The sequence below is a fragment of the Vibrio sp. Vb1554 genome, from assembly GCF_033344235.1.
Map to the genome: position 1 here is coordinate 32,458 of NZ_JAWPOJ010000022.1, position 19,437 is coordinate 51,894.

General features: G+C 45.9%; 20 protein-coding genes. 17 read left to right on the plus strand and 3 right to left on the minus strand.

Annotated features, from left to right (window positions below; translation table 11 throughout):
- The first annotated feature begins 15 nt into the window (after positions 1 to 15).
- The 15 genes from mioC (at position 16) to glmU (ending at position 13,812) form a co-directional block, all read left to right on the plus strand.
- Positions 16 to 450, plus strand: a complete 435-nt coding sequence (gene mioC, locus R8N28_RS17305) for an FMN-binding protein MioC (protein ID WP_005378900.1) — start codon at positions 16 to 18, stop codon at positions 448 to 450.
- A gap of 479 nt (positions 451 to 929) precedes the next feature.
- On the plus strand, positions 930 to 2,825 hold the full coding sequence (mnmG, locus tag R8N28_RS17310; RefSeq protein WP_206960000.1) for a tRNA uridine-5-carboxymethylaminomethyl(34) synthesis enzyme MnmG: 1,896 nt from the start codon (positions 930 to 932) through the stop codon (positions 2,823 to 2,825).
- Positions 2,825 to 3,460, plus strand: coding sequence for a 16S rRNA (guanine(527)-N(7))-methyltransferase RsmG (gene rsmG, locus R8N28_RS17315; protein WP_130546159.1), 636 nt, complete (start codon positions 2,825 to 2,827; stop codon positions 3,458 to 3,460). The genes mnmG and rsmG overlap by 1 nt, the downstream gene beginning before the upstream one ends.
- A 10-nt stretch (positions 3,461 to 3,470) precedes the next feature.
- Positions 3,471 to 4,244 (plus strand): ParA family protein, encoded by a 774-nt coding sequence (locus tag R8N28_RS17320; protein ID WP_005383838.1) that lies wholly within the window; start codon positions 3,471 to 3,473, stop codon positions 4,242 to 4,244.
- Between the two features lie 24 nt (positions 4,245 to 4,268).
- Entirely contained in the window at positions 4,269 to 5,150 is an 882-nt protein-coding gene (locus R8N28_RS17325) for a ParB/RepB/Spo0J family partition protein (protein WP_262635475.1), read from the plus strand.
- A gap of 189 nt (positions 5,151 to 5,339) precedes the next feature.
- Complete coding sequence (locus R8N28_RS17330; protein WP_005378921.1) at positions 5,340 to 5,729, plus strand: F0F1 ATP synthase subunit I; 390 nt, start codon at positions 5,340 to 5,342, stop codon at positions 5,727 to 5,729.
- A gap of 8 nt (positions 5,730 to 5,737) precedes the next feature.
- The gene (atpB, locus tag R8N28_RS17335; protein ID WP_005378922.1) at positions 5,738 to 6,550 is read left to right on the plus strand and encodes a F0F1 ATP synthase subunit A; all 813 of its coding nucleotides are present in this window, start codon (positions 5,738 to 5,740) and stop codon (positions 6,548 to 6,550) included.
- Positions 6,551 to 6,607: 57 nt separating this feature from the next.
- Positions 6,608 to 6,862 carry a F0F1 ATP synthase subunit C gene (atpE, locus tag R8N28_RS17340; RefSeq protein WP_002540812.1) on the plus strand — a complete coding sequence of 85 codons (255 nt, stop codon included), beginning with the start codon at positions 6,608 to 6,610 and terminating at the stop codon, positions 6,860 to 6,862.
- A gap of 74 nt (positions 6,863 to 6,936) precedes the next feature.
- Positions 6,937 to 7,407, plus strand: coding sequence for a F0F1 ATP synthase subunit B (gene atpF, locus R8N28_RS17345; protein ID WP_005378929.1), 471 nt, complete (start codon positions 6,937 to 6,939; stop codon positions 7,405 to 7,407).
- Positions 7,408 to 7,421: 14 nt separating this feature from the next.
- Positions 7,422 to 7,955, plus strand: coding sequence for a F0F1 ATP synthase subunit delta (gene atpH, locus R8N28_RS17350; RefSeq protein WP_017635596.1), 534 nt, complete (start codon positions 7,422 to 7,424; stop codon positions 7,953 to 7,955).
- A 13-nt stretch (positions 7,956 to 7,968) separates the two neighbouring features.
- On the plus strand, positions 7,969 to 9,510 hold the full coding sequence (gene atpA / locus R8N28_RS17355) for a F0F1 ATP synthase subunit alpha (protein ID WP_005378931.1): 1,542 nt from the start codon (positions 7,969 to 7,971) through the stop codon (positions 9,508 to 9,510).
- A 44-nt stretch (positions 9,511 to 9,554) separates the two neighbouring features.
- A complete protein-coding gene (atpG, locus tag R8N28_RS17360) occupies positions 9,555 to 10,421 on the plus strand; it encodes a F0F1 ATP synthase subunit gamma (RefSeq protein ID WP_005378932.1) in 867 nt (288 codons plus the stop codon).
- A 35-nt stretch (positions 10,422 to 10,456) separates the two neighbouring features.
- Positions 10,457 to 11,860 (plus strand): F0F1 ATP synthase subunit beta, encoded by a 1,404-nt coding sequence (gene atpD / locus R8N28_RS17365; RefSeq protein WP_005383849.1) that lies wholly within the window; start codon positions 10,457 to 10,459, stop codon positions 11,858 to 11,860.
- 18 nt (positions 11,861 to 11,878) lie between these two features.
- The gene (locus R8N28_RS17370) at positions 11,879 to 12,301 is read left to right on the plus strand and encodes a F0F1 ATP synthase subunit epsilon (RefSeq protein WP_176319949.1); all 423 of its coding nucleotides are present in this window, start codon (positions 11,879 to 11,881) and stop codon (positions 12,299 to 12,301) included.
- A gap of 149 nt (positions 12,302 to 12,450) precedes the next feature.
- Positions 12,451 to 13,812: a bifunctional UDP-N-acetylglucosamine diphosphorylase/glucosamine-1-phosphate N-acetyltransferase GlmU gene (gene glmU / locus R8N28_RS17375; protein ID WP_053304044.1), complete on the plus strand. Its 1,362-nt coding sequence runs from the start codon at positions 12,451 to 12,453 to the stop codon at positions 13,810 to 13,812.
- A gap of 84 nt (positions 13,813 to 13,896) precedes the next feature.
- Here the strand turns inward: glmU and R8N28_RS17380 are convergent, their stop codons facing one another.
- Positions 13,897 to 14,637, minus strand: coding sequence for an amino acid ABC transporter permease (locus R8N28_RS17380; RefSeq protein WP_005383852.1), 741 nt, complete (start codon positions 14,635 to 14,637; stop codon positions 13,897 to 13,899).
- Between the two features lie 115 nt (positions 14,638 to 14,752).
- Between R8N28_RS17380 and R8N28_RS17385 the strand changes: the two genes are divergently transcribed.
- Positions 14,753 to 15,529, plus strand: a complete 777-nt coding sequence (locus tag R8N28_RS17385; protein ID WP_005378944.1) for a transporter substrate-binding domain-containing protein — start codon at positions 14,753 to 14,755, stop codon at positions 15,527 to 15,529.
- A 44-nt stretch (positions 15,530 to 15,573) separates the two neighbouring features.
- Here R8N28_RS17385 and punC read toward each other — a convergent pair whose 3' ends face one another.
- The gene (gene punC, locus R8N28_RS17390) at positions 15,574 to 16,779 is read right to left on the minus strand and encodes a purine nucleoside transporter PunC (RefSeq protein ID WP_005378946.1); all 1,206 of its coding nucleotides are present in this window, start codon (positions 16,777 to 16,779) and stop codon (positions 15,574 to 15,576) included.
- Between the two features lie 152 nt (positions 16,780 to 16,931).
- Here punC and punR point away from each other — a divergent pair, with 152 nt between their 5' ends.
- Entirely contained in the window at positions 16,932 to 17,834 is a 903-nt protein-coding gene (gene punR, locus R8N28_RS17395) for a DNA-binding transcriptional activator PunR (protein ID WP_005378948.1), read from the plus strand.
- Positions 17,835 to 17,888: 54 nt separating this feature from the next.
- On the opposite strand, the gene ilvA is transcribed toward punR, so the two are convergent.
- Positions 17,889 to 19,436: a threonine ammonia-lyase, biosynthetic gene (gene ilvA, locus R8N28_RS17400; protein ID WP_262635476.1), complete on the minus strand. Its 1,548-nt coding sequence runs from the start codon at positions 19,434 to 19,436 to the stop codon at positions 17,889 to 17,891.
- Between the last annotated feature and the right edge of the window lies 1 nt (position 19,437).

Here is a 19,437-nt window from a genome sequence, read left to right on the forward strand (position 1 = left end):
CAATAAGGAAGAAGTATGATCCACATTATTACAGGCAGCACGTTAGGTGGCGCAGAATACGTAGGGGATCACCTGAGTGATCTACTCAACGAGAATGGATTTGAAACAACGATCCACAACCAGCCTTCCCTCAGTGATATCGAAAATCAAGGTACGTGGTTGGTGATCACCTCTACACATGGAGCTGGTGAGTATCCTGATAATATCCAACCTTTTATCGCAGCATTACAAAATACACCGCCAAAAATGACTGATGTAAAATTTGCGGTGATTGCGATTGGTGACTCTAGCTACGATACGTTCTGTGCCGCTGGTCAACACGCTTATGATTTATTAGAGGATATTGGTGCAACCCCTCTCGCAGATTGCTTTAAAATCGATGTACTGAGCCATGATGTGCCAGAAGACGCCGCAGAAATGTGGTTAAAAGAGAATATCGAACGTTTTTAAACTCACGACTTTCCCTTCAACAGAGTCGAAATTCGGCTCTGTTTTCTCCCATGTGAATAACTCTCCCACCAAATTATTTTGTTTAACCGCTCAAAAACCAACCAAACAGACTGTGGATAACTACAATAAGATCCAGTGATTTTCCTTTAGTTATCCCAATAACAACTTTGATCAATTTCACCCCCTGTGTATAACCACCACTTTTGATCCCAGGTAATCCTCGATCTGATCCAATCATGATCACAAGATATGATCCAAAGAAGATCCATGATCTTGTTGATCATTTTTAGGTTATCCACAGAAACGGTCGATCCTAATAGTAGATCTAATAAAAGATCATATATATAGATCTTATATATATTTATCTTGAAGCTTAAAACGGATAAAACGAGAAAACGTTTTTCTCTCTGGCATAAAGCAGGTAAAATACGGCTCCTTTATCTGCCCATTAAATCCCTTTGAATACCTGAGGTCAGTTCATGCTTTATCACGAAAACTTTGACGTCATTGTTGTCGGTGGCGGACACGCAGGAACGGAAGCCGCGCTCGCATCTGCACGCACAGGACAAAAAACGCTTCTCCTTACCCATAACATCGATACATTAGGCCAGATGTCTTGTAATCCGGCGATCGGTGGTATTGGTAAAGGTCACTTAGTAAAAGAAGTAGATGCTATGGGCGGTTTGATGGCTGAAGCCATCGACCATGCAGGTATTCAGTTTCGTACACTAAATGCCTCCAAAGGTCCTGCAGTACGAGCAACTCGAGCTCAAGCCGATCGCGCTCTGTACAAAGCGTACGTTCGTAATGCATTAGAAAATGCGCCTAACTTAACGTTGTTCCAGCAATCAGTTGATGATCTGATTGTTGAACAAGATCGCGCAATTGGTGTGGTAACTCAAATGGGACTTCGCTTCCATGCGAAAGCCGTTGTGCTAACCGTGGGTACCTTCCTTGGTGGTAAGATCCACATAGGTATGGAAAGCTCGTCTGGTGGTCGTGCCGGGGATCCACCATCGATCGCATTAGCGGATCGACTGCGTGAACTGCCGTTCCGTGTGGATCGTTTAAAAACAGGTACTCCACCGCGCATTGATGCTCGTACTGTTGATTTTTCAGTGCTAGAAGCTCAGCACGGTGATAACCCAACGCCTGTATTCTCGTTCATGGGCAAACGTGAACAGCATCCGCGTCAGATTCCATGTTTCATCACCCACACCAATGAACAAACTCACGATGTGATCCGCAGTAACTTGGATCGCAGTCCAATGTACGCAGGTGTGATTGAAGGTATTGGTCCGCGTTACTGTCCGTCTATTGAAGACAAAGTGATGCGTTTCGCTGACAAAAACAGCCACCAAATATTCATTGAGCCAGAAGGCCTAACCACGCACGAGTTATACCCTAATGGTATCTCGACCAGCTTGCCATTTGATGTGCAAGTACAAATCGTGCGCTCAATGAAAGGGTTTGAAAATGCACACATCGTTCGCCCAGGTTATGCGATTGAATATGATTTCTTCGATCCACGTGATTTGAAGCAAACGTACGAGACGAAGTTCATCCGTGGTTTGTTCTTTGCTGGCCAGATTAATGGTACGACTGGCTACGAAGAAGCCGCAGCGCAAGGCTTGATGGCGGGCCTAAACGCAAGCTTGTTTAGCCAAGACAAAGAAGGCTGGAGCCCACGTCGTGACCAAGCTTACATGGGCGTGTTGATTGATGACTTATCGACCATGGGTACCAAAGAGCCGTACCGCATGTTCACTTCTCGTGCGGAATATCGCCTGCTACTTCGTGAAGATAATGCCGATTTGCGTTTAACGGAAAAAGCGCGCGAGCTAGGCTTGATTGATGATGTTCGTTGGGCTCGCTTTAACGAGAAAATCAACAATATGGAAACGGAGCGTCAGCGTTTGAAAGCAACGTGGATGAATCCGAAGTCAGAGGGTGTTGATGAGTTGAACAAGCTGCTGAAAACCCCAATGGCCCGTGAAGCGAGTGGTGAGGATCTTCTGCGTCGTCCAGAGATCACTTATTCACAACTGACGCAACTTGAAGCGTTTGCTCCTGCTCTTGAAGATCAGCAAGCGGCTGAGCAAGTTGAAATTCAAGTGAAATACGATGGTTACATCAAGCGTCAGCAGGAAGAGATCGAAAAATCACTGCGTCACGAAAATACCAAGTTACCTGCTGATTTGGATTACCGCGATGTAAAAGGTTTATCAAACGAAGTCGTTGCTAAACTGAGCGAGGCCAAACCAGAGAGCATCGGTATTGCATCACGCATTTCTGGTATTACGCCTGCTGCAATTTCTATTCTACTTGTTCACTTGAAAAAGCATGGTTTGCTGAAGAAAGGTGAGGAAGAATAATGAGCGCATTGCGAACAAAGCTGGATTCACTGATCGCGAAAACCGATTTGGAAGTGTCAGAACAGCAACGAGAGCAGTTAGTTGGTTATGTCGAACTGCTCGACAAATGGAACAAAGCGTACAATTTAACATCGGTACGTGATCCGCTTGATATGTTAGTGAAACATATTCTTGATAGTATCGTTGTAAGCGCACACCTGCCCGGTGAGCGCTTCATTGATGTTGGTACTGGTCCGGGGTTACCGGGCATCCCTTTGGCAATCATGAACCCTGAGAAAACCTTCTTTTTGCTCGACAGTCTTGGCAAACGCATCCGTTTTATCAAGCAAGTTGTGCACACATTAGGGCTGAAAAACGTGACACCAATTCAAAGTCGTGTCGAAGAATTCCAACCTGAAGAAAAATTTGATGGCGTTTTGAGTCGAGCTTTTGCTTCAATGATAGACATGGTGGAATGGTGCCACCATTTGCCGAAACAAGAGCACGGGGTGTTTCTAGCGCTGAAAGGACAGCACCCTAAAGATGAAATGGATCAGCTTCCTGAATGGTGCAGTGTGACAGAGATCATATCTTTGGCTGTTCCTGAGTTGGAAGGTGATCGTCATCTAGTAATCTTATCGCGCAAGGAAAATTAGCGAGGTAATCGTGGGTAAAATTGTAGCAATCGCCAACCAGAAAGGTGGGGTCGGCAAAACAACAACGTGCATTAACTTAGCGGCTTCGATGGCGGCAACAAAGCGCAAGGTTTTGGTGATCGATCTCGACCCGCAAGGCAATGCTACGATGGCCAGTGGCGTGGATAAGTATATGGTCGACGCCACCGCATACGATCTTTTGGTTGAAGATACACCGTTCGATCAAGTCGTTTGTACCCAAACAACAGGGAAGTATGATTTGATCGCGGCGAACGGAGACGTGACCGCGGCAGAAATCAAATTGATGGAAGTTTTCGCTCGTGAAGTGCGTCTAAAAAATGCATTGTCGTCAGTTCGCGATAACTATGATTTCATCTTTATTGATTGTCCTCCTTCTCTAAACCTTCTTACAATCAATGCGATGGCGGCAGCTGACTCTGTGCTGGTGCCGATGCAATGTGAATACTTTGCGTTAGAAGGTTTAACTGCTCTTATGGATACAATCAGCAAGTTAGCGGCCGTGGTCAATGAGAACCTCAAAATTGAGGGCTTACTACGTACCATGTACGACCCACGCAACCGCTTATCGAATGAAGTATCCGATCAACTTAAAAAACACTTTGGGAATAAAGTTTACCGTACTGTCATTCCACGTAATGTTCGTTTGGCTGAAGCGCCAAGTCACGGTAAGCCTGCAATGTACTACGATAAGTACTCCGCAGGTGCCAAAGCGTATCTTGCTCTAGCGGGCGAAATGCTCCGCCGCGAAGAAATCCCAGTTTAACTCTAACCTAAGGAATTCAATCCCATGTCTAAGCGTGGTCTCGGAAAAGGACTGGATGCGTTATTGTCGACCAGTTCGTTTGCTCGTGAAAAACAGCATATTGCATCGCATAGCCAAGAATTATCGGCAGACGGTGAGTTAACCGATTTAGCGATTGGTCAATTGCAGCCGGGCGTATACCAACCGCGTAAAGATATTGCGCCTGAAGCGCTAGAAGAACTAGCGGCTTCGATTCAATCACAAGGCATTATTCAACCAATCGTGGTTCGCCAGGTCGAAAATGGTCAGTTTGAGATCATCGCAGGTGAGCGCCGCTGGCGTGCTGCAAGGCAGGCGGGTTTAAAACGCGTGCCGTGTTTGGTGAAAAAAGTTGAAGATCGTGCCGCCATCGCCATGGCGTTGATTGAAAACATTCAACGTGAAGACTTGAATGTGATTGAGGAAGCCCAAGCGCTTGAGCGTCTACAAGATGAATTCACGCTGACACATCAGCAAGTGGCCGATGTGATTGGTAAATCAAGAACGACGGTGAGTAACCTATTACGTCTGAATCAGTTGGAAGTTGATGTAAAAGGTCTGGTTGCAGATAAAAAATTGGAAATGGGTCATGCTCGAGCTCTGTTAGCGTTAGAAGGCGAACAGCAAGTCGAAGTAGCTCAACAAGTGGCTAAGAAGCAAATGACTGTTCGCCAAACCGAACAGTTAGTAAAAAAGTGCTTAGCCCCACAAAATGAGCAAAAAGGGCAACAAGAGGATACCGAAGCCGAGCAAATGTCGCATAAATTGAGTCAGCTGCTTGATGCAAAAGTTTCTCTTACCCGTTCTGCAAACGGAAAAGCGAAATTGACGATAAGTCTTGATGAGCCTCACAAATTGGACCAACTAATTGCCAAGCTTGAGGCCTAGATGAGATAATTGATTTAGGTCAATTAATCTAATTAATCGAATTTTGTGCGAAAGTTGTCGTTTTGTAAACAAAACTGTAAGTTTTTGATGCAATCGAATTGCTTTACGTTGAACTGAACGTATAATTTTCGCCAATTTCCCAGCACAGAGAGTTAAGTGCGAAGTGGATATTACTAGAGGTACGAATACATGGTAGCTGCGTTAGCTAGACCAGGACGAGAGCTCGCAAGGCAATTGTTAATGATCCAGTCTGGCGCGGTTATTTTTGTGGCAGCAGGAATGGCGGTAGCCATAAATCCTGACTGGGGATTTTCAGCGCTGATTGGCGGAGGCATTTTTGTTGTTGCCAATGCAGTATTCGCGCTGTGTGCTTTCATGTTTAGTGGAGCTCGCGCTGCCAAGCGCATCGCTGCTTCCTTCTATACGGGTGAAGTACTGAAAATTCTCATCACGGTTGCACTGTTCTATGTTGCCTACATGTATATGCAGGTGGAACTTGTTCCCCTCAAACTAACCTATTTGCTGGTACTAGGTATTAATATCTGTGCACCAGTGCTATTCATTAACAACAAAAAATAGGATGAGTTATGGCTGCGCCAGGTGAAGCGCTAACATCGTCCGGTTACATTGCCCACCACCTTTCTAACCTATCGCTATACAAGTTGGGTTTAGTAGGGTCGGAGACAAGTTTCTGGAACGTACATATCGATAGCCTGTTTTTTTCTTGGTTTACTGGTTTAATCTTCCTCGGAATTTTTTACAAAGTAGCAAAGAGAACAACAGCGGGTGTACCGGGTAAGCTTCAGTGTGCTGTAGAAATGATCGTTGAATTTGTCGCCGATAACGTCAAAGACACGTTCCATGGACGCAACCCACTGATCGCGCCTTTAGCACTGACTATCTTTTGTTGGGTATTTTTGATGAACGTGATGGACTTAGTTCCTATCGACTTCTTACCATACCCAGCAGAGCATTGGCTAGGTATTCCTTACCTTAAGGTTGTACCGTCTGCTGATGTGAATATCACCATGGCTATGGCTCTAGGCGTTTTTGCATTGATGATTTACTACAGCATCAAAGTAAAAGGTCTAGGTGGATTCGCAAAAGAACTTGCACTACATCCATTCAATCACCCACTGATGATTCCGTTTAACCTACTAATTGAAGTGGTATCGCTATTAGCGAAACCTCTATCACTTGGTATGCGTCTATTCGGTAACATGTTCGCGGGTGAGGTTGTATTCATTCTTTGTGCGGCAATGCTACCATGGTACTTACAATGGATGGGTTCACTACCGTGGGCAATCTTCCATATCTTGGTTATTACGATTCAAGCCTTCGTATTCATGATGTTGACAATTGTTTACCTGTCAATGGCACACGAAGATCCTGATCATTAATTTTTTTAAAGCTTTTTATTTGGGCACTAAGCCAACAACTATAAATTGGAGATAGTAATGGAAACTTTACTGAGCTTTTCTGCAATCGCCGTAGGTATTATCGTCGGTCTTGCTTCTCTTGGTACAGCGATTGGTTTCGCACTGCTAGGTGGTAAATTCCTAGAAGGTGCTGCACGTCAACCAGAAATGGCTCCTATGCTACAAGTTAAGATGTTCATCATCGCGGGTCTACTTGATGCGGTTCCAATGATCGGTATCGTAATCGCGCTACTATTCACTTTCGCAAACCCATTCGTTGGTCAACTAGGTTAATCACCTTTAACTCGGGACGGGCGATTATCGCTTGTCACTGATTAACACTAAGTCCAAATAGAGGGGTAGCTGTTGTGAACATAAACGCAACTCTGCTAGGTCAAGCAATCTCGTTCGCACTATTTGTGTGGTTCTGCATGAAGTATGTATGGCCACCATTGATGCAAGCGATCGAAGAGCGTCAGAAGAAAATTGCTGATGGTCTTCAAGCAGCAGAACGTGCTGCGAAAGACTTGGATCTAGCACAAGCCAACGCTTCTGATCAATTGAAAGAAGCGAAGCGCACAGCAACTGAGATCATCGAACAAGCGAACAAACGTAAGTCTCAAATTCTTGATGAAGCTCGCGAGGAAGCTCAGGCAGAACGCCAGAAAATCCTAGCGCAAGCAGAAGCAGAACTTGAAGCTGAACGCAATCGTGCACGCGATGAGCTGCGCAAACAAGTTGCTACTCTGGCTGTAGCTGGTGCTGAGAAAATCCTTGAGCGTTCTATCGATAAAGATGCGCAAAAAGATATTCTCGACAACATTACTGCAAAACTTTAAGTCTGGGGGCGCATATGTCTGATTTGACTACTATCGCACGCCCCTATGCTAAAGCAGCCTTCGACTTTGCTTTAGAGAAAGACCAGTTGGACCAATGGGGCCAAATGTTATCTTTTGCTGCTGAAGTGGCCAAAAACGAACAAATGAACGAACTACTAACGGGTTCGGTTTCTGCTGACAAAATGGCAGAAATTTTTGTTGCAGTTTGCGGCGAACAAGTTGATGCGCACGGTCAAAACCTTTTGAAGGTAATGGCTGAGAATGGTCGTTTAGCGGCCCTTCCTGATGTTTGCACGGAGTTTTTTACTCTGAAAAAAGAACATGAGAAAGAAATTGATGTTGAAGTAATTTCAGCAACAGAGCTTTCTGATGAACAACTTGCAAACATTGGCAGCAAACTTGAAAAGCGTCTTGAACGCAAAGTGAAGCTGAATTGCAGTGTAGATGAGACCCTACTTGGTGGGGTTATTATTCGAGCCGGAGACCTAGTCATCGATGACTCAGCGCGTGGTCGTTTGAACCGCCTGAGCGATGCATTGCAGTCTTAATGGGGATTGGAGCATGCAACTTAATTCCACGGAAATTAGCGATCTGATCAAACAACGTATCGAATCTTTCGAAGTTGTTAGTGAAGCTCGCAACGAGGGTACTATCGTATCGGTAAGCGATGGTATCATCCGCATCCACGGCCTAGCGGACGTGATGCAAGGTGAAATGATTGAATTACCGGGTGGCCGTTATGCACTGGCACTTAACCTTGAGCGTGACTCGGTTGGTGCGGTTGTAATGGGCCCATATGCTGACCTTAAGGAAGGCATGAAAGTTACAGGTACTGGCCGCATTCTTGAAGTGCCAGTTGGTCCAGAACTACTAGGCCGCGTAGTAAATACGCTGGGTGAGCCTATCGATGGTAAAGGTCCAATCGAAGCGAAAATGACTTCGCCTGTAGAAGTGATCGCACCAGGTGTAATCGACCGTAAATCGGTAGACCAACCTGTGCAAACTGGTTATAAGTCAGTTGACTCAATGATCCCAATCGGTCGTGGTCAGCGTGAGCTTATCATCGGTGACCGTCAGATTGGTAAAACAGCACTGGCGATCGACGCGATCATCAACCAGAAAGACTCTGGTATTTTCTCTATCTACGTAGCAATCGGTCAGAAAGCATCGACTATCGCTAACGTTGTTCGCAAACTAGAAGAGCACGGCGCACTACAAAATACTATCGTTGTAGTTGCATCAGCTTCTGAATCTGCAGCGCTTCAATACCTAGCGCCTTACGCAGGTTGTGCGATGGGTGAATACTTCCGCGATCGCGGTGAAGACGCACTGATTGTTTACGATGATCTATCTAAGCAAGCGGTAGCTTACCGTCAGATCTCTCTACTACTTAAACGTCCACCAGGCCGTGAGGCATTCCCAGGTGACGTATTCTACTTACACTCGCGTCTACTAGAGCGTGCAGCTCGTGTAAACGAAGAGTACGTAGAGCGTTTCACTAACGGTGAAGTGAAAGGTAAGACTGGTTCTTTGACTGCTCTTCCTATCATCGAAACTCAAGCAGGTGACGTTTCAGCATTCGTACCGACTAACGTAATCTCGATTACCGATGGTCAGATCTTCCTACAAACTGAGCTATTCAACGCTGGTGTTCGTCCTGCTGTTGACCCTGGTATCTCAGTATCTCGTGTAGGTGGTTCAGCTCAGACGAAAATCATCAAGAAACTATCAGGTGGTATCCGTACAGCACTAGCTGCATACCGTGAACTAGCGGCATTTGCTCAGTTCTCTTCTGACCTTGATGACGCAACGAAGAAACAGCTAGACCATGGTCAAAAAGTTACAGAACTAATGAAGCAGAAGCAGTACGCTCCAATGTCTGTATTTGACCAAGCCCTAACTATCTTCGCGGCAGAGCGCGGTTACCTTGATGATGTAGAACTTAACAAAGTTCTAGATTTCGAGGCGGCTCTACTATCGTACGCTCGCGGTCAATACGCTGAACTAGCAGCTGAGATCGACAAGTCTGGCGCTTACAACGATGAAATCGAAGCTCAGTTGAAGAAACTGACTGACGACTTCAAAGCAACCCAAACTTGGTAATTAGGTCGGTGGCAGTTTCTGCCACCAACTAACGGAGAGTAACGATGGCCGGCGCAAAAGAGATACGTAATAAAATCGGTAGTGTTAAAAGCACTCAGAAAATTACGAAAGCGATGGAAATGGTAGCAGCTTCAAAAATGCGTCGTTCTCAAGATGCAATGGAAGCTTCTCGTCCATACGCTGAAACAATGCGTAAAGTGATCGGTCATGTGGCTAACGCAAACCTAGAGTACCGTCATCCGTACCTAGAAGAGCGTGAAGCTAAACGTGTTGGTTACATCATCGTTTCGACAGACCGTGGTCTGTGTGGTGGTTTGAACATTAACGTGTTCAAAAAAGCCGTTACAGACATGCAAGCATGGAGAGAGAAAGGTGCTGAGATTGAGCTAGCCGTTGTTGGCTCAAAAGCAACAGCTTTCTTTAAACATGGTGGCGCAAAAGTTGCGGCACAGGTTTCTGGTCTTGGAGATAATCCAAGCCTACAAGACCTAATCGGCTCTGTTGGCGTAATGCTGAAGAAATACGATGAAGGTGAACTGGACCGTCTATATGTAGTATTCAACAAGTTTGTTAATACTATGGTTCAGCAACCAACGATCGATCAATTGCTACCTTTGCCTAAATCGGACAGCGAAGAGATGCAGCGTGAGCATTCATGGGACTACATCTATGAGCCTGAACCAAAACCTCTACTGGATACGCTATTAGTGCGTTACGTAGAGTCTCAGGTATACCAAGGTGTGGTTGAGAACCTTGCTTGTGAGCAAGCGGCTCGAATGATTGCGATGAAGGCTGCAACGGATAACGCAACCAGTTTGATTGACGATTTGGAACTTGTGTACAACAAAGCCCGTCAGGCTGCGATTACACAAGAACTATCAGAAATCGTTGGTGGTGCAGCTGCGGTTTAAGCTTAGGTAAAACGAAATAGTTTAGAGGATTAACGATGGCTACAGGTAAGATCGTACAGATCATCGGTGCGGTAGTCGACGTAGAGTTCCCACAGAGCAATGTACCTAGTGTATATGACGCTCTAAACGTAACGGACTCAAAAGAGCGTCTAGTTCTTGAAGTTCAACAACAGCTAGGCGGTGGCGTAGTTCGTTGTATCGTAATGGGTAGCTCTGATGGTTTACGTCGTGGAGTAGAAGTGGTTAACACTGGCGCTCCAATTTCAGTACCAGTAGGTACTAAAACTCTAGGTCGTATCATGAACGTCCTAGGTGACGCGATTGACGAGCGTGGTGAAGTGGGTGCGGAAGAGGTTTACTCTATCCACCGTAGTGCACCAAGCTACGAAGAGCAATCAAACGAAATTGCACTTCTAGAAACGGGCGTTAAAGTAATCGACCTAATTTGTCCATTCGCTAAGGGTGGTAAAATCGGTCTATTCGGTGGTGCTGGTGTAGGTAAGACCGTTAACATGATGGAACTTATCAACAACATCGCACTACAGCACTCAGGTCTATCAGTATTTGCTGGTGTTGGTGAGCGTACTCGTGAAGGTAACGATTTCTACTACGAGATGCAGGAAGCGGGCGTTGTAAACGTTGAGAAGCCTGAAGAATCAAAAGTAGCGATGGTTTACGGTCAGATGAACGAGCCACCAGGTAACCGTCTACGTGTTGCACTGACTGGTCTAACAATGGCAGAGCGTTTCCGTGACGAAGGTCGTGACGTACTACTGTTCATTGATAACATCTACCGTTACACACTTGCAGGTACAGAGGTATCAGCACTACTAGGTCGTATGCCTTCTGCGGTAGGTTACCAGCCAACTCTTGCAGAAGAGATGGGTGTACTTCAGGAGCGTATCACGTCAACGAAATCAGGTTCTATCACGTCTGTACAGGCGGTATACGTACCAGCGGATGACTTGACTGACCCGTCTCCAGCAACAACGTTCGCGCACTTGGATGCAACGGTTGTACTTAACCGTAACATCGCTGCAATGGGTCTATACCCTGCGATCGACCCGCTAGATTCAACATCTCGTATGCTTGATCCACTAGTCGTTGGTCAAGATCACTACGAAGTTGCTCGTGGTGTTCAGCAGACTCTTCAGCGCTACAAAGAGCTGAAAGATATCATTGCTATCCTAGGTATGGACGAGCTATCTGAAGAAGATAAGCAAGTTGTATCTCGTGCACGTAAGATTGAGCGTTTCCTAACTCAGCCTTACCACGTAGCAGAAGTATTTACAGGTGACCCTGGTATTTACGTACCTCTAAAAGAGACTCTACGTGGCTTTAAAGGTCTACTAGCTGGTGAATACGACGACATTCCTGAGCAGGCATTTATGTACTGCGGTAGCATCGACGATGCTATTGAGAATGCGAAGAAGCTATAAGGCTAACTAGGAGGCGATATGGCAGCAATAACCTTTCACCTAGACGTAGTAAGCGCTGAGAAGAAAATCTTCTCTGGTCGTGTTGAAACGTTTCAGGTGACCGGTAGCGAAGGTGAACTTGGTATTTTCCATGGTCACACACCGCTGCTGACCGCTATCAAGCCTGGTATGGTGCGTATTGTGAAACAGCACGGCCACGAAGAAATTATTTATGTTTCTGGTGGTATGGTAGAGGTTCAGCCTGGTACAGCGACTGTACTAGCTGATACAGCTATCCGTGGTGAAGAGCTAGACGCAGCGAAGGCAGAAGAAGCCAAACGCCGCGCTGAGGAGCAAATCCAGAATCAGCATGGTGACATGGACTTCGCACAAGCGGCCAGTGAACTGGCTAAAGCCATTGCTCAGCTACGAGTTATCGAGCTGACAAAAAAGCGTCGCTAAGCTCAATTAGCAACGTTGCATGAAAAAAGGCGGCCAATTGGTCGCCTTTTTGATTAATTTTAGTTGGAAATTTACCTTACTCCATTAACTATTTTAAAAGAGCTGTTTAAAATAACGGCCAATTAACATAAAACGTCAATAGGTTATCAATGAAATTCAGTGCTGTGATTCTTGCAGCGGGTAAAGGTACCCGTATGCATTCGAACATGCCTAAGGTGCTACACACTTTGGCAGGTAAGCCAATGGCAAAACATGTGATTGATACATGTACAGGTCTAGGTGCACAAAATATCCACTTGGTCTTTGGCCACGGTGGTGATCAAATGCAAACCACTCTTGCAGAAGAGCCTGTAAATTGGGTGCTTCAAGCGGAGCAGTTAGGGACAGGTCATGCGGTTGATCAAGCGTCTCCGAAGTTTGAAGACGATGAAAAAGTACTGGTGCTTTACGGTGATGTTCCACTGATTTCAGCTGAAACGATTGAAAACCTATTAGATGCACAGCCAACAGGCGGTATTGCACTACTAACAGTGATTCTAGATAACCCGACAGGCTACGGTCGTATTATCCGTAAGAATGGTCCTGTTGTGGCGATCGTTGAGCAAAAAGATGCAACAGAAGAACAAAAACAAATTAAAGAGATCAACACTGGCGTGATGGTTGCGACTGGTGGGGATCTTAAGCGTTGGTTGTCTGGCTTAAACAACAACAACGCACAAGGCGAATACTACCTAACTGACGTTATTGCAGCTGCACACGATGAAGGTCGTGCCGTTGAGGCAGTACACCCAGTCAATGCCATTGAGGTGGAAGGGGTCAACGACCGCGCACAGCTTGCTCGTCTAGAGCGTGCTTTCCAGTCAATGCAAGCTCAGAAACTACTAGAGCAAGGTGTCATGCTACGCGATCCAGCACGCTTTGATTTGCGTGGTGAGTTACAGTGCGGTATGGACTGTGAAATCGACGTGAATGTTATCATCGAAGGTAAAGTTTCACTGGGTGATAACGTGGTTATCGGTGCGGGTTGTGTACTGAAAGATTGTGAAATCGACGACAACACCATCGTTCGCCCTTACAGTGTGATTGAAGGTGCAACGGTTGGTGAAGAATGTACGGTTGGTCCATTTACTCGCCTTCGTCCTGGTGCTGAAATGCGTAACGATTCCCATGTGGGTAACTTCGTTGAAGTGAAAAATGCGCGCATCGGAGAAGGTTCAAAAGCGAACCACCTAACTTACTTAGGTGATGCAGAGATCGGCCAACGTACTAACATCGGTGCAGGTACTATCACTTGTAACTACGATGGTGCGAACAAGTTTAAAACCATCATCGGTAATGATGTTTTTGTTGGTTCTGATAGCCAGCTGGTGGCGCCTGTCACTATCGCTGATGGCGCAACCATCGGTGCAGGCACGACACTAACAAAAGATGTTGAAGAAGGTGAGTTAGTAATTACTCGCGTCAAAGAGCGCAAAATTACTGGCTGGCAGCGTCCTGTAAAACAGAAATAAACATTACCTGCACTCACTCTATCGCTATACTGTCAAAGCCGCTCAACAAGAGCGGCTTTGTTGTTTCTAGCTCTGGCTTCATCGTTAGTAGCTAGGAATAGCAATACGTTTTTCGAGCCAACGAACGGCTTGAGATACAAATAGGATGAGCAACAAGTACTCCAAAACGAGGAAGGTATAAATTTCTAGGGGTAAGTACTCATTCACCACCAGCTCATTAGCACGGCGAGTGAGATCGCTTAAACCAATCACACTGACTAAAGAACTCATCTTGAGGATGTAGACGAATTGATTGCCCAGTGGTGGGAGAATTTGCCGAAACGCTTGGGGAAGAATTACCAAGCGCATCTTTTGCCAATAGCTTAAGCCCAAAGATTCAGCCGCTTCATGCTGGCCACGGCTGATAGCTTGTATTCCACCGCGAAATACTTCCGCCATAAACGCGCTCTCAGCGATAGTCAGTGCAATAACACCCGCCCAAAAGTGATTGAGTGAGACATCCAATAGCGTAGGCATGCCGTAATACACCCAAAGTAGTAAGACTAAAACTGGCACTGAACGGATCACCTCGACATAAATACGGTTTATCCACTTCAGAGAGGCTGAGTCCGACAGAGCGGGTAACGCAACGATCAGGCCCAAGCTCATCGCAAATAACATACTGAGGAGTGATACCTGAATGGTGTCATTAAACCCAGCGATTAAAAACTTTAGATTGGTGAGCCCTTGATCCGTCGAAGGGTCAAGTACATACCAGCCCCATTGATAATCTGAACAACCAGTGAGTAATAGCAGTGAAAACAGCCATAGAGTTCGAAACGTCACATTTACTCCCTGAATTAACTAAAAAACTTCCTTTGTTGCTGCTATGTTATCAGTAGAGCTCTAATAAAGGTTAATTATTAAACCGTATAAGGTCATTATTTTTAAGGGAATAAAAATGAGAAAGATTTTACTAGTGCTAGGAATGTGTTTGCTTGCTGCGACTCAAGTCGCTCACGCTGAAAGCCGTCTTCAATCCATTTTAGACAATGGCGTACTCCGAGTTGGAACGACGGGAGATTGGAATCCGATGACGATGAAAGACCCTGCGACAAACAGTTATCGTGGCTTCGATATCGATGTAACAACAGAACTTGCTAAAGATCTCGGTGTAAAAGTGGAGTATGTTCCCACGGATTGGAAGACGCTAGTTAATGGCATTACCGCCAACAAATACGATATTACTGGCAGCGCATCTCTGAACATGTCGCGCGCGAAAGTCGCTGGATATAGCCAGCCATATTTCTACCTTGCCTTTGTACCTGTGGTGCAAAAGAAAGATCTCGCCAAATTCTCTGATTGGGCGGATTTTAATAAACCAGAAGTAAAAGTCGCGGCGACGTTAGGTACGGTACAAGAAAAAATGGTGAAAGAGTTCTTCCCGTCTGCTCAGCATATTGTTATTGAAGCGCCAGCGCGCGACTTCCAAGAACTACTAGCTCGCAGGGCCGATGTATCGGTGACGTCCAATGTGGAAGCAGCGACGTTGGTGGATAAGTTTAAACAGTTGGCGATAGTGCCAGTGACCGCACCGCGTAAACCAACCCCAATTGCTATGTTGTTGCCGCAAGACGATCAAGTATGGATTAATTACATCAATCACTGGGTAGAGTTGAAAAAGACTCAAGGCTTTTTTAAGCAGACTGCCAAGAAATGGGGGTTGAAAAGCTTATAAACAGAAAGAGCCGCATTGCGCGGCTCTTTTTATTATCTGAACGATTAAAGTTCGTCTTCACTCACGACTCGGGCGTTGTCAGGAGTCGTAAAGTGCTTGGATAATTCGCGATTCGACAGAATGTATCCCATCCACAGCCCACCCATACAGATGATGATTGCGATGCCAGTAACCATCTGAGCTTGGCTTGCCATTGCGGCTACCAATGCACTTGAGAAGCTACTTACACAGATTTGCAGGCTGTTTTGCAAACCTGCTGCTGTTGCAGGGCTCTGTTGTGCGCTGGCCAGTGCACGGTTTACCACGATTGGGTACAGTGCGCCGTTAGCAACGGCAATCAAACAGAATGGCGCAAGAATAGGCCAAATCGATGACAGCTCCCACTGTGAAGCAATGAAAATCATTAATGCCGCGACACTAAATAGGCCAATCAGTTGGCGCAGAACCTTTTCATCACCAAATTTTCGAACGCCTACTTTACCTAAGTAGCCACCAGCCATAAACGCGATAGTTTGTGGGATAAAGCTCAAACCAATATCTTTTGCTTCGTAGCCCAGTTGCGCCATGATTTCTGGCATCCCTGTTAGGTAAGCAAAGAATGCAGCTGAAGCCGTCGCAAACATAAACACGTTGCCAAGGTATTTTTTAGAACTCAGCAGCGCTTTGATGTCGGCAGACATACTGGTTTGTTTGATTTCTGCTTTCTCGTCTTTTTGTGCCATGGTCGCAAAGACCAAAAAGACGCCAACTAGTGTTAGCGTAATAAAGATACTGTGCCAGCCGAAGTTATCTGCCAACACAACCCCTAATTGAGGTGCTAGTGCTGGTGATAGCGCGACGAGTGGCATGATTGTCGCAAAAATTTGTTGGCTACTGCTTGAGTAGCGCTTAATGACCATAGCTTGCCAGATCACGGCTGGTGCACACACACCGATAGCTTGGATAAAGCGCAGTGTGAGTAGTTGCCATACTTGATCACAGAAAGCCAAACCGAATGACGCGATAGTAAATAGCACCAACCCGGCTGCGAGTGTATTACGATGGCCAAATTTATCGGATGCCAATCCCCACATTAGTTGGCCAATCGCCATACCAACGAGGAATACCGTTAAAGAGAGAGCAATTTGCTCAGGGCCTGTTGCAAAGTCGATTTCCATCGCTTTGAATGCTGGCAGATACATATCCGTAGCAACGAAGCCAAGCATCGATAATGCTGCCAGGTAAATGAGCTGTAGTTTTGAGATTTTCATGATTCAACCAGTCAAATTATTTAATCATTTTTTTATCAACATCAGTTGGCGCCAACCCTGATTTATTTACCTTATTATTCTATTTTTCGATTTTGAGAAAATAAAACGCTAAAATTGTTGGTTATCAATCAAATTTTTTGAAAGGTTAAATCATGTTCTCTAAAGCGTCTTTGGAAATGCTGGATACGGTTGCCCGTTTAGGCAGTTTCACCGCTGCGGCTGAGGTATTGCATAAAGTCCCCTCAGCCATCAGCTATGGAGTAAGGCAGGTCGAGCAAGATTTAGATGTGGTGCTGTTTCGACGTTTACCAAGGAAAGTCGAGCTAACTCCAGCGGGTGAACTTTTTATGGCCGAGGCGCGCTCTTTGCTGCGTCAAATGGAAGAGGTGAAAGCACAAACGCGGCGAGCGGCTCAAGGATGGAAAAGCACGTTAAAGCTGACCTTAGATAACGTGGTGAAGTTAGAAAAACTCAAACCTTTGGTGGAAGATTTCTATCGCGAGTTTGAATTTGCTGAATTGCAGATCAATATGGAGGTCTTCAATGGTTCTTGGGAAGCCATAGCACAAGGTCGAGCCGACATTGTCGTTGGCGCGACATCTGCGGTTCCCGTTGGGGGAGATTTTGAAGTCAAAGATATGGGCGTATTAGATTGGGCATTTGTAATGTCACCCGCTCATCCTTGCGTTCGACAACAAGTGCTTACTGAAGCGTTTGTGAGTCAATTTCCGGCGATCTGTCTTGATGATACTTCGAACGTGCTGCCAAAACGCCATACTGGCCATTATCCGCAACAACGCCGATTATTATTGCCCAATTGGTATAGTGCGATTGAATGTTTAAAAAATGGGGTGGGCGTGGGTTACATGCCACGTCATATTGCAACACCCTTAATCAATGATGGTGTGTTGGTGGAGAAGGTCATGCCGGATGATAAACCGCTCAGTCACTGCTGCTTAGTATGGCGCAAAGATGATAATCATAAATTGATCCAGTGGATGGTGGACTATCTTGGGTCGCCTAATCAGCTACATAAAGATTGGTTACAGTCATAAAAAACACCTCGCATTAGCGAGGTGTTTTCATTGATATGTTTAAAATGTGGCGTTTTATGACAAGAAAAACTTATACGATGGGTTGTCTGTCTCGTCTTTGCATTGATAGCCAAGTTCACGTAAATGTGCAGAAAACTGAGCTAAATCGCTTTCATCTAACTCGAAACCACATAAAACACGTCCGTAGTCAGCGCCGTGGTTACGGTAGTTGAACAAACTGATATTCCAGTGTGTGCCGAGTGTGCTTAAGAACTTAAGTAGCGCCCCAGGGTACTCTGGGAATTCAAAGCTGTAGAGGCGCTCTTTAAGCGGCTTAGACGGCTTACCACCAATCATGTAGCGCACGTGCAGTTTCGCCATTTCATCATCAGACAGGTCAACCACTGGGTAGCCACCATCACGTAAGTCGTGAATGATATGTTCTAGCTCTTCCTGACCGCCTTGCAAACGCACACCGACAAAGATATTTGCCAATGCGTCATCGTTGTAGCGGTAGTTAAACTCTGTCACGGCACGGCCGCCAATGAGATTACAGAACTCAAAGAAAGCACCTTGACGCTCAGGGATGGTGACGGCAAGCAGACCTTCACGTTTTTCACCAAGCTCGCAGCGTTCAGAAACATAACGCAGACCGTGGAAGTTGGTGTTTGCGCCAGACAATACCGTACCTAGGTCTTTGTCTTTCAGCTTGTTCTGTTCAGCAAACTTCTTCAAACCCGCCAGAGCAAGCGCGCCAGAAGGCTCTGCAATCGCACGGGTGTCTTCAAAGATGTCTTTTACTGCTGCGCAGATTTCATCGCTAGAGACTGCAATATGGCCATCAATGTACTTTTGGCATAGACGAAACGTCTCTTCACCAATGCGTTTTACTGCAACGCCATCGGCAAACATGCTGACCTGGTCTAATACTACTGGTTCACCTGCATCCAATGCCGCTTTGAGGCATGAAGAATCTTCTGGCTCGACCGCAATCACTTTGATTTCTGGCATGAGCTGCTTCACGAGTACCGCAACACCGGCAGCCAAACCGCCACCACCGACAGGGACGAAGATGTAATCAAGGTGACCATTTTGCTGCAGCATTTCCATGCCGATGGTGCCTTGACCTGCAATCACCAGTGGGTGATCGAAAGGAGGGACAAATGTGTACCCATGCAGATCAGAAAGGCGTTCCGCTTCCGCTTTTGCCTCATCAAAGTTGCTGCCGTGCAGCACTACATTGCCACCGAAGCCACGTACCGCATCGACTTTGATGTCTGGTGTGGTTTTGGGCATCACGATGGTGGTCTTGATGCCTAGCTTAGTACCAGAGAGCGCCATGCCTTGAGCGTGGTTACCTGCCGATGCTGCAATGACACCAGCGGCTTTTTGTGCTTCAGATAAACTCGCCACCATGTTGTATGCACCGCGCAATTTGAACGAGTGTACGGGTTGGCGATCTTCACGCTTGATCTGCACGTTATTCCCGATACGTGCAGATAAACGAGGCATTTCTTGCAGTGGCGTCACTGTTGCTACTTCATAAACAGGTGCGCGAAGGATTTGGCGCAGATAATCTGCGCCAGTTTGGTTCACTTGTTTTTCGGGTTGAGCTTCCATCATT